Source organism: Megalodesulfovibrio gigas DSM 1382 = ATCC 19364, from assembly GCF_000468495.1.
In the GTDB taxonomy this organism is placed as follows: domain Bacteria; phylum Desulfobacterota; class Desulfovibrionia; order Desulfovibrionales; family Desulfovibrionaceae; genus Megalodesulfovibrio; species Megalodesulfovibrio gigas.
The window spans coordinates 276,605-289,180 of sequence record NC_022444.1 but is presented as its reverse complement, the minus strand read 5'-3'; the positions used below and the strand labels follow the sequence as shown (position 1 = coordinate 289,180).

The window sequence follows — 12,576 nt, the reverse complement described above, 5'->3', positions numbered from 1 at the left end:
GGGAGCACCTCCTACCGCGCCCGCTTGCGGATCGTAGCCACGGCCAGGGCCGCACCGAACATGGCCAGGGGCAGCAGCACCAGCGGCACCCAGGAGAGCAGCAGCCGCTCACCGCCGGACAGGGCCAGGAAGACGTTGGGGACATCCGGCTTGCGCACCACGATGAGCCCTTCGCGCTCCAACAGCCAGTTGACGGCGTTGCGGGCCAGATCCAGGTTGCCGTACACATTGGCGTAGCGGTTGGTCAGGAAGTCCTGGTCGGCCAGCACCACGGCCCGCAGGTTGTCCAGGGGCGTTTTGGTGGCGTTGTCCGCATCCAGTTCCTTGACCATGGACACGGCGGCCCCGATCCACAGCGGGCCTTGCAGATCGGCGGCGGCGTCGAAGTCCGCCCGTCCGGTCCGGATGCCTGCCACGTCCCGCTCCAGCCAGGCCTGCTGGGTGGAGAGACCCAGGGGCATGACCTCCAGGGTGCGGTTGCCCAGGGTGGCATTCTCCACATCCGTCAGCGCGCCGGCGGTGGGGTAGAGGGTCAACAGGTTGAAGTCTTTGGTGATCGGATGGATGGGGTACTGCTGCACCAGCACGGTCAGGGCATCCCCCAGGATGGACTGCGCCGCCACGTCCACGGCCAGGCCCGGTTCCATGCGCACGCCCAGGTGCCGGGCGGTCCAGTCCGCCACGTTCACCGGATGCTCGGGAGCCAGGGCGATGAACATCCGCCCGCCGGCCTGCACATATTCGGCCAGCAGGTCCAGTTCCTTGGGCAGGTAGTTGCGGGTGGGGGCCAGGATGAGCACCAGATCGGCATCCTTGGGCACGCCCTGGCCTTCGGGGATGGCGGCCAGGGTCAGGGGGGCAATCTCCACACCCTGTTCCCGCAGGGCCTGGGCCAGCTGGCCGGCGCCGGCCTCCTGCAGGCCTTCCAGCTCCACCTCGCCGTGTCCCTGTACATGATACACGACGGCGCTGCGGGCGCTGGCCACCCGGGCAATGCCGTTGACGAGTTTTTCTTCATCCACAAAGGTCAGAATTTCCTTGCGATCACCGGAGCGCAGCACCACGCTGCCGGAGACGGTCACGCCCAGTTCCCGGGCGCGGAAGGGCGTGCGGTCCGGATCCACAAACTCCACGCGCACCCTGTCCGTTTCGCGCGAGACCAGATCGAAGAGATCTTCCAGTTGCTTCTTGAGGGGTTGGTCTTCGGGATTAAAGAAGGCCACCGCCTCCACGCTGGCATTGAGGTTGTTCAGGATGGTCACGGACTCCACGGCCAGGGAGTGCTGCTTGGCCGAGGTGGTGTCGTACCGCCAGCCCTGCTTTGCAGCCAGGGCGTAACAGCCAGCCAGCAGCCCGAGGCCGAGCACGCCGGCGAGAATGGTCTGGGAATAGCGCTTCCAGGCGGCCATGGATCAGTTCCTCCACCGCTGGTTTTCGAGGGAGAGCACCGCCAGCCAGAAAAAGCCGGCGGTGAAGGCCAGATAATAGATCACGCCCTTGAGCTCCAGCACGCCCCGGGTGAAGGGCTCGAAGTGCGTGAGCAGGGACAGGGACGCCGCCACCGCCGCCGGGCCCGTGGCCCCCAGCTCCGACAGCCAGGAGAGCACCCACAGGAGCAGCAGCGCAGCAAAGGTGAACACCGCGGCCATGATCTGGCTTTCCGTGAGCGAGGAGATGAAGCAGCCCAGGGAGGCAAAGGCCAACCCCATGAGCAGCAGGCCCAGCCAGCCGCACAGGACGGGCAGGGGTTCCACCTCGGCCATGGTCATGAGCAGGGCCGGCCCGATGGCCAGCCCGGCGCAGGTGGTCAGCAAGAACACGGCCACTGCAGCCAGCTTGCCGGCGGCAATCTCGTGTTCCTTGACCGGATAACTCATGAGCATCTCGAACGCGCCCATGCGCTTTTCCTCGCTGAAGGTGCGCATGGTGATGAGCGGCAGGAAAAAGAGCAGCATGACGCTGGACTGCTGCAGGTACGGCGAGATGATGTATTCAAAGGGCGTGACGCCGGACGTGCCGGGATTCTGCAGCAGCTGCAGGCTCACCAGCTCGAAGAACTGCACGGACGAAGTAAAAAAGTAGCCGCACACCACAAACAGACAGCCCAGAATGCACCAGGCCAGGGGCGTGCGAAACAGGATCATCACATCTTTCTGGGCGAGCAGCAGGGTTTTGTTCATGCCGCGGCCTCCTCACGTACGGGTTCGGTCGCTTCCGCCTCGGTGCGCACCAGATTGACGAAGGCGTCTTCCAGGCTCATGTCCGCCGGCTTGAACTCCAGCACCGGCCAGCCCTCGGCAAAGGCCACACGGGTCAGCAGGTCGCGTTCATCCTGGTCCTTGGGCAGCCGGGCGGGGTCGCTCTCCAGCACATAGGCCCCGGGCCCGTGCTGCTGCATGGCCGGCTCCACGATCTTGACGAAGGACTCTTGCCGATACCGCGCCAGCACTTTTTCCTGCATGTGTTCGGAGACGCCCAGCCGCAGCAGGTGCCGGCCCTGACCGCCGAAGGCGCGGGCGAGGTTGGCCGGGGTGTCCTCGGCCACGATGCGGCCCTTGTTGATGATGAGCACGCGGCTGCAGGTCAGTTCCACCTCGGGCAGGATGTGGGTGGAAAGCAGGATGGTCTTTTCCTGGCCCATTTCCTTGATGAGGTTGCGGATTTCCCGAATCTGGGACGGGTCCAGCCCCACGGTGGGTTCATCCAGGATCAGCAGTTCCGTCTGGCCCAGGATGGCCTGCGCCAGGCCCACGCGCTGCTGGTAGCCCTTGGACAGATGCCGGATGAGCTTGCCGCGCACATGGGCCAGGCCGCAGCGGGCCATCACCTCGGGCACCTGTTTGGCTGGTGCGGCGCTCTGCTTGAGCCGGGCCACCCACTGCAGGTATTCTTCCACGCGCAGTTCGGGGTACAGGGCCATGTTTTCCGGCATGTAGCCCAGGCGCTTGCGCAGGCCGATGGGATCCTTGCGGATGTTGCGGCCGTCCAGGGTCACCTCGCCGGCAGACGGGATGAGAAAGCCGGTGAGGATGCGCATGGTGGTGGATTTGCCGGCGCCGTTGGGGCCGAGCAGTCCCAGGATCTCGCCCTTGCCCAGGGTGAAGGAGACGTCATGCAGGACCTGGACGGGGCCGTAGCGATGTCGTACGTTGCGGACTTCTAGCATGGGGCCGTTCCTCGGTCCGGGGGCCGGGCCGTGTTCGCACGAGGCCTGGCGCCCCGAAAATGGAGTGGTTTTTATTTCGATTTCAACAACATGATGCTGACTGGCTGCGTCCGGCGGGCGCGAATGGCCGTGGAGCCCATCGCAACCAGCGCATCTCTATACCCATCTGCCCCTGGCATCGTCAACAGCATGCGACATCGTCTCAACTTCGTCCAGAAAAATTGCGTCGCCTCGGCTGGCAAGCTGCTGCATCAGAGCGGCACGCTTTTCGCCGGCGCGCGCATTGGCGTGGCCGTGTCCGGCGGCGTGGATTCGGCCGTGCTGCTGGAGGTGCTGCGCCAGCGCCAGCGCATCCTGCCGTTTCCCATCGAATTGCTGTGCTTCCACATCAATCCCGGCTTTGATTTCGAGTTGCACCTGAAACTGCGGGACTGGGCGGCCAGCCTGGGCCTGGCCGGCGTGTTCGAGCGCACGGAGTTCGGGCCGCGGGCCTTTTCCGAGGAGAATCGCAGCAACTCCCCGTGTTTTTTGTGCAGTTCCTGGCGGCGGACCCGGCTGTTCGACCTGTGCCGCCAGTACGGCTGCACCCATCTGGCCCTGGGGCATCATGCGGACGATCAGGCCGTGACCTTTTTCATGAACCTGTTCGACAACGGCCGCGTGGACGGTCTGGCCCCGGTGGAATCCTTTTTTCAGGGGCGGTTGCAGGTGATTCGCCCCCTGCTGTGGCTGGAAAAATCCCAGCTCAGACGCGCCGCCCGGGCCTGGGGGCTGCCGGTGTTCGAGAACCCCTGCCCGGCCTCCAAGGAAGATGCGCAGGGGCTGGCCCTGAGCAACCGCGCCCGCACCACGCAGTGGATTCGGGAACAGGTGGGCGGGGATCCTGCGCGAAAGGCCAACGTGTACAACGCCCTGCGCCGGCATGCCCTGGCGCGGGGGGCGCGGATGCCGGGGGGCGTTGTGGAAGAATCTTGAGAAAATCTGGAGGGATGGCGACGTGATGTGAAGGTTTTGTAATGCGCTGCACCTTGACAGCACGCCCCCGGCCTTCTAGAAGGTGTATCTCAAACGCTATGCTGCGGCGTGTTGTTTTTCCGCAAGCTGGCAACGGTTCGTACAATCAGCGGCGCGCCTGCCGCCGGATCCAGTCCGGTGCGGGCGGGGGCCGCATGCCGGTTGCGCATCGCCAGCCCCGAACCATCCGTATCCCGGGAGGCCTATGCTGTTTCGCAAGTATCACGTCGTCATCTTCAAGGATAACCAGGGCACCTGCAGCAAGCTGCGTCTGCATTCGTGGATGTTCTTTCTGCTGGGCGGCCTGTTCGTCCTGCTGGTGGTCGGCAACGTGGTGTTTCTCCGCTCGTTGCACGGCGTGAAGTTCATGGAACAAAGCGTGGAGGCGGCGCAAAAGAAGGTCAAGGCCCAGGAAACGCAGATGCTTGCCCTGTCCGGCAAGATCAATGCCCTGGAAAAGGACCTGACCCGCATTCGCGACTTTGACTCCCAACTGCGCGTGATGATGAATCTGGATTCCCAGGTGGAAGCCGTGGGCTCCGTGGGCAATCCCAAGGCCGAGGATTTTGCGGAAAAGGCCGCCCTGCTGCGGCAGGAACGCCTGGCCCGCCGCATGCACGATTTCCTGGATTCCCTGACCACGGATGCCCAGCTGGAACTGGTGCGTCAGGAACAGATCATCGACGCGTTGCGCGGCAATCTGGAGCAGCTGGCGTCCATCCCCTCCATCTGGCCCACGCAGGGCTGGGTGACGTCCGCCTTCGGGCCGCGGCGTTCCCCCTTCACCGGGCGCAACGAATTCCATCAGGGGGTGGACATCTCCAACAAGATTGGCACGCCCATCTATGCCCCGGCCAAGGGTGTGGTGACCTTTGCCGCCAACGACGCCGCCAATGGCAAGACCCTGGTTGTCCAGCACGGCGGCGGTCTGGTGACGCGCTATTCCCATCTGCAGGACTTCAATGTGAAGGTGGGGGACAAGACCGAGCGCGGCCAGCTCATCGCCTCCATGGGCAACACCGGCACCTCTACCGGCCCGCACCTGCATTACGAAGTGCGCCTCAACGGCGCGCCCGTGAATCCCATGCGCTATATTCTGGAATAGGCTGGCCCCGTGTGCGGCATTGCCGGGTTGTGGCGTCTCGGCGCTCCCCTGGAGGGCATGCAGGCGGACCTGCAGGCCATGGCCGACGCCCTGCGCCATCGCGGCCCTGATGCCGCCGGCGTCTGGCTGGACACGTCCCCCGCTGACGCCTCCCGCGCCTCGCCTTCCACGGTGGGGCTGGCCCATCGCCGGCTGGCCATTCTGGATCGATCCCAGGCCGGGACCCAGCCCCTGGCCACGTCCGACGGTCGCTGGCATCTCGTCTACAACGGCGAGATCTACAATCACCTGACCCTGCGCCGGGAGCTGCCGTATCCCTTCCGCAGTCATTGCGACACCGAAACCCTGCTGGCGGGCATTGCCGCCTGGGGCGTGGCGCAGACCCTGGCCCGGATCCAGGGCATGTTCGCCCTGGCCTGCTGGGATGCCCATACCCGCACCCTGCATCTGGCCCGGGACGCCTTTGGCAAGAAGCCGCTCTATTATGGATGGCTGGGCCGGGAGTTCGTTTTTGCCTCGGAACTCAAGGCCCTGGCCGCCACGTCCTGCTGGCGGGCCGCCCCGCCGGCCCTGGATCGTCAGGCCCTGGCCCTGTTCTTCCGCTATGCCGCCGTGCCCGCGCCCTGGTGCATCTGGGAAGGACTGCACAGCCTGCCGCCCGGCACATGGCTGACCATTGCTGACGATGCGGTGCTGGATCGCCGGCTGCCTGCGCCCGAGCGATGGTGGCGCCTGGGCGAGGTCGTCCGTCACGGGGTGGCGGCGCCGTTTCCCTCCCTGGATGCGGCGTGTGAGGTGATGGGGCCGTTGCTGCAGGACGCCGTGACCTGCCGGCTGCAGGCGGATGTGCCGGTCGGGGTCTTCCTGTCTGGCGGCATTGATTCCAGTCTGGTGGCCGTGCTGGCGGCCCGGGCGGCCGCTGCCGGCGGTGTGTCCGAACTCGTCGCCTTCACCATGGCGTCCTCCCATGCCGAGTATGACGAGGCGGACGTTGCCCGCAGGACCGCCGCCAGCCTGGGACTGCGGCACGTGGTGGAATCGGTCAGCGAGGCGGACGCCCTGGCCTGCATCGCCGACATGCCGATGGTCTATGACGAGCCCTTTGCCGACGCCTCCCAGTTGCCCACGCTGCTGCTGTCCCGTCTGGCGCGACGGCATGCGGTGGTGTTGCTGTCCGGGGACGGCGGGGACGAGCTGTTCGCCGGCTACACCCGGCACCTGCGCGCCCCGGGGCTCTGGCAGCGCATGGCGTCCATCCCGCTCTCCGTCCGCCTGCTGCTGGCCCAGGTGCTGGCCAGGGTGCTGGAGCATGGCGGCGAGGCGCTGCTGGCGACGGCCTACGAAGCCTGCGCCCCCCGGCTGCCGGCGCGCTGGCGGCAGACCGTGTTTCGGGACAAGATCCACAAGCTCGGCCAGGCGTTGCGGGCGTCGTCGTCCCGGGATTTCTACCACGCCTTTCTCTGCCAATGGACAGACCCGCCCCTGCGCCGCGGCGGGGCCGGGACGGTCATCCCCAATCCCCTGGCCGCGATGGAACAGGAGCTGGCGGGGATGCCGGAGCTGCCCTTCGTCTTCTGGATGCAGGCCATGGATCAGGCGGGCTATCTGGCCTGGGACATCCTGCCCAAGGTGGACCGCGCGTCCATGGCGGCATCCATTGAGGTGCGCTGCCCGTACCTGGATCGTCGCGTGGCCGAGGCCGCCTGGCGGCTGCCCCTGGCGGCGCGGGTGGCCGGGGGCAGGGGCAAGGTGGTGCTGCGTCGGATGCTGGACACGCTTCACCCCCTGCCGCACCTGAATCGGCCCAAGCAGGGCTTCGGCGTGCCCCTGGAACACTGGCTGCGCGGTCCCCTCAAGGCCTGGGCTGACGATCTGCTGCATCCCTCCCGGCTCAGGGCGCAGGGGTTCCTGGACCCCGTGGCCGTGCGCCAGGCCTGGGACGAGCACCAGTCCGGCCGGCGCAATCGGCAGTATGCATTGTGGACGGCGTTGATGTTTCAACGCTGGCTGGAGGTCTGGCGGGCATGAGCGAGTCGCCATCCATCGCCTTGGTGTCGCATGTGGATCTGAATCTGGCCCGCTTCCGCCGTACCCTCATGCAGATGCTGCTGGAGGATGGCTGGCGGGTGAGCGCCGTGGTCCCGCGCGGCCGTCATGCCCGGGAGATCGAGGAGCTGGGCGTGGATCTGCTGGAGTATCCGGCTTCGCGCGAGGCCCTGGCCGCTCGTGGCCTGGGCAGACACTTGCAAGCCCGGGCCGGGTTGGCCCGGCTGTTTGCCGGCCGGCGGTTCGATGTGGTGCACAGCTTCACCCACCTGCCGAACCTGCTGTGCCGGGCGGCGCTGCCCTGGCGCAGGCGACCGCTGCTGGTGAACGCCGTCACCGGGCTGGGGTCCGGGTTCCTGCGGCCGGGACTCAGGGGCATGGCCCTGCGCATGGCCTTGCATCAGTGCTACGCCCGCTCGGCGGCTCGCTGCGATGCCGTGCTGTTCCAGAACGAGGACGATCACACCTATTTCACCTGGCGTGGGCTCACGGGCCGGGCGCTGACGCAGGTGGTGCCCGGCAGCGGGGTGGATCTGACCCGCTTTCGGCCGAATCTGTTGTCTGTGGAAGAACGTCGCCGTCGCCGTGCGGCCCTGGGCTGTACCGATCGGCAGGTGGTGGCCGTGATGGCGGCCCGGCTGCTGTTCGACAAGGGCATCCGCGAAACCATGCTGGCGGCGCAGGCCCTGGCGACGGCAACGCCGTCCCTGCGGTTGCTGGTGGCTGGCGCGCCGGACCCGGGCAATCCCTGCTCCCTCACCGAGGCGGACATGCAGACCTTCGCCGGGCTGGGCAACGTGCGGTTTTTGGGCTGGCAGGAGGAGATGGCGCAGCTATGGAGCCTGGCGGATTTCGCCATCCTGCCGTCATACCGCGAGGGTGTGCCCGTGAGCATGCAGGAGGCACTGGCCTGCGGGGTGCCGGTGATTGTCACCGATGTGCCGGGGTGCCGGGAGATTGCCGCGCCGCGGGCCGAGGAGGTCCGGGCTGGCAGAACCCTGGGCGAGCATGCGCTGTGCGTGCCGGCCGGGCAGTGGCCGCCTTTGGCCGAGGCCATGCGGCGTGTGGCGGAAACGCCGGCGCTGCGCACGTCCATGGCTGCTGCCGCGCGCAGGAAGGCCGAGGAAGCCTTTGACGCCAGGGCGCTGGCCCGCAGGACAATGGACGTCTACGCAGCCCTGCTGGAGGGCCGCAGACAGTGATGGGACATCAGGCCGAGGGCTGATCGGCCGTGTCGGGGCGCTGCGCCTGGGGCGCTGTCCCGGTCTGAGCCGGGGATTCCGCTGCCGCCGTGGCCTGTACCGTGGGGCGTTTGCAGGGCATGGCCTCCAGGGCCTCGGCGTCGGCCTTGGCCAGGGCATGGAGCCTGCCATACACGGGCAGGTGGTACTTGATCTTGGCAAAGGCAATGCGCAGCACGATGTACAGCGGGATGAACCAGAATTCCGGCCGCACCTGCCCGAGAAACGGCGCGGAGAGATCGATCACCCGGCCGAAGCGATAGTCCATCCAGCCCAAAGCCAGGGCCAGGGGCCAGATGGAGGCGCAGAACAGGGTGGCCCCCAAAAAGAAATTCCGGCCGAAGGCGTCGTTGGCCAGGGTGTTGCAGGCCTTGAAGGCGGCCTTGTCCTTTTCCACCAGGGCCTCGAAGCTCATGTCGCTGTGCTTCTTCATCTCCCGCTGCTGGGCCAGATGGGCCGAGCGGTTGATGCGATAGGCCAGGGACATGGCCACGTCCCCCACCACAATGGCGCACAGGGCCACATACACGCTGCCCACCACAAAGCCCCAGTGCGGGTCCGGCATCAGGCGAAAGGCCCAGATGAAGCCAGGATCAAGGAAGGTGTTCAGGTCTGCAAGGCTGCTCATGCGATATCCTACTAAAAAAGGAAGGGGCCGCCAGGCAGCGGCCCCTGGTGCGACGACGAACGGTTAGAAAATCCGCATGCCGAAGAAGCCGCGCAGGATGTAATCCACGCCGGTGTAGAAGGCCAGGACGATGAACAGCACCTTGAGGGCGGTGTCCGGGATGTACTTGGAGGTGCGGGGGCCGATGATGGAGCCGATGACGATGCCCACCATTTCCGCGCCGATGAAGGACCACTCGATGGGCGTGCCCTGCATCATGTAGGAGAAGATGGAGGTGATCATGCCCACGAACACGCCCATGGCCGAGGTGCCAGCCACCAGGTACATGGGCAGGCCGGCCATGGAGGTGAGGAAGGGCACCAGCAGGAAGCCGCCGCCCACGCCCAGGAAGGACGCGATGGCGCCGATGATGAAGGCGCCGATGACGGGCACGATGGGGTTGAACTTGAATTCCACGCCGAAGAACGTGAACACGCAGCTGGTGGCGGTGAAGGACTGGATTTTCACGCCCTGGTCGGCAATGTTGCCGCCCTTCTTCACGCTTTCCTGGAAGGCCTTGGCAGCGGCGGAGGCGGCCTTCTTCTTGGCCTTGCCGGCAGGCGTGACTTCATACACCAGATACAGGCCCAGGAGCAGCACGAACAGGCCGAAGTAGCCCTGGTACGAGCTCAGGTTGATCTTGCCTGCGGTGAGCATGGGCACGAGATAGGAGCTGATGATGGTGCCAATGCCCAGAGCCAGGCCCAGGGGCAGCACCAGACGGCCCATTTTCCAATAGTTGTAGGTGGAAATGCCTGCAGAAGTGCCCACGAGGTACTGGTTGGAGGTACGGATGGAGTCCGTGACGATCTTGTTCAGCTGCAGGTCCTTGCCAAAGCTCTTGGCATACGCCCCGAAACCGAAGACGGTCATGTGGCCGATGGCCGCCATAACCCCGCCGAACGCGCCCACGGTGGAGAAGATCCAGCCGACCCAGATGGCCCAGAGCAGGCCCTTCCACCAGTCGATCACCGGGCCGCCGGGAATGCCCAGGAAGCCGGCAGGCTGGGCAGGGTCAACCTTGCCCGCCGTCACGGCCTGCTGGATGGCGTCGGCCAGTTTCTGCGACTGCGCCATGGCAGGTTCCTGGAATGCAATGAGCGTCACGGCTGCTATTGCCAGCAACAGCGCAAACAGTTTCATGTGCTTCACGTCTCTCACTCCTTCTCGACTTGAGTCAGTGATAATAAGATCCTGTCGCCACAAAGGGCTTCAGGCGAGTTCCCCGTCAAAGAGTCAATGCTTTCCCAATGATTCCGATGCGCTCCCACCACGGACGCTGCGAAATCAGGCGCGCTCCTGCCGTGCCAGCACGGTTTGGGCGTAGGCTTCGCGGTTCTTGTTGGAATTCTCATTCACATCCACGAATTCCAGCGCATGGGCGCAGCAGGCGGTCACGCAGGCCGGCTTGAGCCCTTCGGCCAGACGGTCGCGGCAGAAGTCGCACTTGATGGCCTTGCCCTGCTCGTCATCCCACTGCGGAATGCTCCAGGGGCAGGCCTGGATGCAGGCCTTGCAGCCCACGCACAGATCCGACTGCACATGCACCAGCCCCTGCTCATCGCGGGTCATGGCCCCGGTGGGGCAGGAGGCGATGCACCACGCCTTGGCGCAGTGAAAGCAGGTCATGTACATGGTCAGGAGCCGGGGCTTGCCGCCACGGTTCACCGGCCCCTTGGAGACCAGCTTGCCCAGCCATGCGCCTTCGGGCACCTTGTTTTTGGCCTTGCAGTGCATCTCGCAGGCATAGCAGCTGATGCAGCGGTTGGCGTTGAACTTGATGATCTGTTTGCCCATGGTGTCCTCCTGCTCCAGAGATGGCTGGCCCGATCTCTTATTTGATACCGATATGGTGTGAATTTCACGGAAGGCTGTCAAAGCGCAGCCTCTTTTCAGGGACGACGAATGTTACGGCATCACCGCATGCCCGGCTGCTGTGGCCAGATCGAATATCGCACCCGGCATGGTGCCCATCACCAGCAGCACCACGGCCAGGGCAAGGCCCCAGACGAGATCTCCCATCGGGCGTTTGACACTGCCGGCAGGAACATCGTCGGCATCATGCGTATAGGCATGCCGCACCAGGGAGAGGTAGTAGTAGATGGCGATGGCCGTGTTCAGCACCGCGACGATCACCAGCCAGTTGTAGCCATGGCCCCAGGCGCTCTTGAGGAGCATCAGCTTGCCCATGAAGCCCGCCGTGGGCGGCAGGCCCACCAGGGCAAAGGCGCTCACGGCCAGCACCAGGGCCAGCACGGGTTCGCGGCGGGACAGGCCATCCAGATCTTCCAGGGCCACGTTCTTGCCGTCGGGAGCCAGACGGCACAGCACCCAGAAGATGGCCAGATTCATGAGGATGTACACCAGCGCGTAGAAGCTCGCCGCAGCCAGGCCCTCAGCGGTGCCGGACACGAGGCCGAGCATCAGATAGCCCGCATGGGCCACGCTGGAGTAGCCGAGCAGGCGCTTGATGTCGCGCTGGGCCAGGGCCGCCAGGTTGCCGTAGGTCATGGAGATGGCGCCCAGCACGGCCAGCAGCAGCGTCACTTCCAGGCCGGGGGTCAGGAGCGCGGCAAAGCGCACCAGCACCACGGCTGCGCCCAGCTTGGGCAGGGTGGCGATGAAGGCGGACGTTTCGTTGGCGCTGCCCTGGTACACGTCCGGGGCCCAGAAGTGGAAGGGGAACAGCGCCAGCTTGTAGAACATCCCGCACAGGAACATGGCCAGTCCGACCGCAGCCAGGGGCGCGCCGGCCAGGGAGAAGTCCTTCCCGGCCAGAACAGCCAGATACGTGGTGCCGTGGCTGCCCCAGAGGTAGGAGAGGCCATACAGGGCAATGGCCGTGGCCACCGCACCGAAGAGGATGTACTTGACGCCGGCTTCCGCGGCCTGGCGTTCCTTGGCCCGCAGGGGCACCACCGCATACAGGCTGTAGGAGGAGATTTCCAGGGCCACGTAGATGGTCACGCACTCCACGCAGGAGGCCAGGAGCATCAGCCCCCAGGCCGAGGCGGCCAGGAAGAAGTAGAAGTCCGGCTTCTTGGCGGCGTCCAGCTGGGGCGGGTTGGCTGCGTTCAGGGCGGCGATGGTGAAGCCCACGGCCACGGCCAGCTTGAAGAACTGGGAGAGGGCGTCGATCTGATACGCGCCGTAGAACAGGCTGCCGCTGTCGCCCATGCCGATCAGCGCCGCGGCGATGGTGGCCAGTCCGCCGTAGGGCAGCCAGCACAGGCAGCGCTTGGAGCCGTCCGGGGTGAGGGACTGCACGAAGAGCACGGCCATCACGCCGAAGAGGGCCAGTTCAGGCAGGCAGAGTGCGAGGTTGTACTGGCTCATG

At 65.8% G+C, this 12,576-nt stretch carries 11 protein-coding genes; 4 read left to right on the top strand and 7 right to left on the bottom strand.

Annotation, left to right across the window (positions count from 1 at the left end; translation table 11 throughout):
• Positions 1 to 11: 11 nt before the first annotated feature.
• The 3 genes from DGI_RS01240 to DGI_RS01230 are packed head-to-tail and all read right to left on the bottom strand — an operon-like array spanning position 12 to position 3,166.
• Positions 12 to 1,409, bottom strand: coding sequence for a GldG family protein (locus DGI_RS01240; RefSeq protein WP_021758794.1), 1,398 nt, complete (start codon positions 1,407 to 1,409; stop codon positions 12 to 14).
• A 3-nt stretch (positions 1,410 to 1,412) separates the two neighbouring features.
• Positions 1,413 to 2,180 carry an ABC transporter permease gene (locus DGI_RS01235; protein WP_021758792.1) on the bottom strand — a complete coding sequence of 256 codons (768 nt, stop codon included), beginning with the start codon at positions 2,178 to 2,180 and terminating at the stop codon, positions 1,413 to 1,415.
• Positions 2,177 to 3,166, bottom strand: a complete 990-nt coding sequence (locus tag DGI_RS01230; protein ID WP_021758790.1) for an ABC transporter ATP-binding protein — start codon at positions 3,164 to 3,166, stop codon at positions 2,177 to 2,179. The genes DGI_RS01235 and DGI_RS01230 overlap by 4 nt, the downstream gene beginning before the upstream one ends.
• A 189-nt stretch (positions 3,167 to 3,355) precedes the next feature.
• Here DGI_RS01230 and DGI_RS01225 point away from each other — a divergent pair, with 189 nt between their 5' ends.
• The 4 genes from DGI_RS01225 (at position 3,356) to DGI_RS01210 (ending at position 8,533) form a co-directional block, all read left to right on the top strand.
• Entirely contained in the window at positions 3,356 to 4,141 is a 786-nt protein-coding gene (locus tag DGI_RS01225; RefSeq protein ID WP_027192983.1) for a tRNA lysidine(34) synthetase, read from the top strand.
• A 244-nt stretch (positions 4,142 to 4,385) separates the two neighbouring features.
• A complete protein-coding gene (locus tag DGI_RS01220) occupies positions 4,386 to 5,285 on the top strand; it encodes a M23 family metallopeptidase (RefSeq protein ID WP_021758787.1) in 900 nt (299 codons plus the stop codon).
• A 9-nt stretch (positions 5,286 to 5,294) separates the two neighbouring features.
• Positions 5,295 to 7,313, top strand: a complete 2,019-nt coding sequence (gene asnB / locus DGI_RS01215; protein ID WP_021758786.1) for an asparagine synthase (glutamine-hydrolyzing) — start codon at positions 5,295 to 5,297, stop codon at positions 7,311 to 7,313.
• Positions 7,310 to 8,533 (top strand): glycosyltransferase, encoded by a 1,224-nt coding sequence (locus tag DGI_RS01210; RefSeq protein WP_021758785.1) that lies wholly within the window; start codon positions 7,310 to 7,312, stop codon positions 8,531 to 8,533. The genes asnB and DGI_RS01210 overlap by 4 nt, the downstream gene beginning before the upstream one ends.
• Positions 8,534 to 8,540: 7 nt before the next feature.
• On the opposite strand, the gene DGI_RS01205 is transcribed toward DGI_RS01210, so the two are convergent.
• The 4 genes from DGI_RS01205 to DGI_RS01190 all read right to left on the bottom strand — a co-directional run bounded on the left by DGI_RS01205 (position 8,541) and on the right by DGI_RS01190 (position 12,575).
• Positions 8,541 to 9,200 carry a hypothetical protein gene (locus DGI_RS01205; protein ID WP_021758784.1) on the bottom strand — a complete coding sequence of 220 codons (660 nt, stop codon included), beginning with the start codon at positions 9,198 to 9,200 and terminating at the stop codon, positions 8,541 to 8,543.
• A gap of 63 nt (positions 9,201 to 9,263) precedes the next feature.
• Positions 9,264 to 10,382, bottom strand: coding sequence for a sulfite exporter TauE/SafE family protein (locus DGI_RS01200; protein ID WP_034607305.1), 1,119 nt, complete (start codon positions 10,380 to 10,382; stop codon positions 9,264 to 9,266).
• A gap of 144 nt (positions 10,383 to 10,526) precedes the next feature.
• Entirely contained in the window at positions 10,527 to 11,036 is a 510-nt protein-coding gene (locus DGI_RS01195) for a 4Fe-4S dicluster domain-containing protein (RefSeq protein WP_021758782.1), read from the bottom strand.
• 111 nt (positions 11,037 to 11,147) lie between these two features.
• Positions 11,148 to 12,575 carry an NADH-quinone oxidoreductase subunit N gene (locus DGI_RS01190; protein WP_021758781.1) on the bottom strand — a complete coding sequence of 476 codons (1,428 nt, stop codon included), beginning with the start codon at positions 12,573 to 12,575 and terminating at the stop codon, positions 11,148 to 11,150.
• Between the last annotated feature and the right edge of the window lies 1 nt (position 12,576).

Bases quoted from the DNA above. Each gene is read 5' to 3' on its own strand.
- DGI_RS01230 (WP_021758790.1), bottom strand. From the start codon at position 3,166: ATGCTAGAAGTCCGCAACGTACGACATCGCTACGGCCCCGTCCAGGTC.
- DGI_RS01235 (WP_021758792.1), bottom strand. From the start codon at position 2,180: ATGAACAAAACCCTGCTGCTCGCCCAGAAAGATGTGATGATCCTGTTT.
- DGI_RS01205 (WP_021758784.1), bottom strand. From the start codon at position 9,200: ATGAGCAGCCTTGCAGACCTGAACACCTTCCTTGATCCTGGCTTCATC.
- DGI_RS01195 (WP_021758782.1), bottom strand. From the start codon at position 11,036: ATGGGCAAACAGATCATCAAGTTCAACGCCAACCGCTGCATCAGCTGC.
- DGI_RS01225 (WP_027192983.1), top strand. From the start codon at position 3,356: ATGCGACATCGTCTCAACTTCGTCCAGAAAAATTGCGTCGCCTCGGCT.
- DGI_RS01240 (WP_021758794.1), bottom strand. From the start codon at position 1,409: ATGGCCGCCTGGAAGCGCTATTCCCAGACCATTCTCGCCGGCGTGCTC.
- DGI_RS01190 (WP_021758781.1), bottom strand. From the start codon at position 12,575: ATGAGCCAGTACAACCTCGCACTCTGCCTGCCTGAACTGGCCCTCTTC.
- DGI_RS01210 (WP_021758785.1), top strand. From the start codon at position 7,310: ATGAGCGAGTCGCCATCCATCGCCTTGGTGTCGCATGTGGATCTGAAT.
- DGI_RS01220 (WP_021758787.1), top strand. From the start codon at position 4,386: ATGCTGTTTCGCAAGTATCACGTCGTCATCTTCAAGGATAACCAGGGC.
- DGI_RS01200 (WP_034607305.1), bottom strand. From the start codon at position 10,382: ATGAAACTGTTTGCGCTGTTGCTGGCAATAGCAGCCGTGACGCTCATT.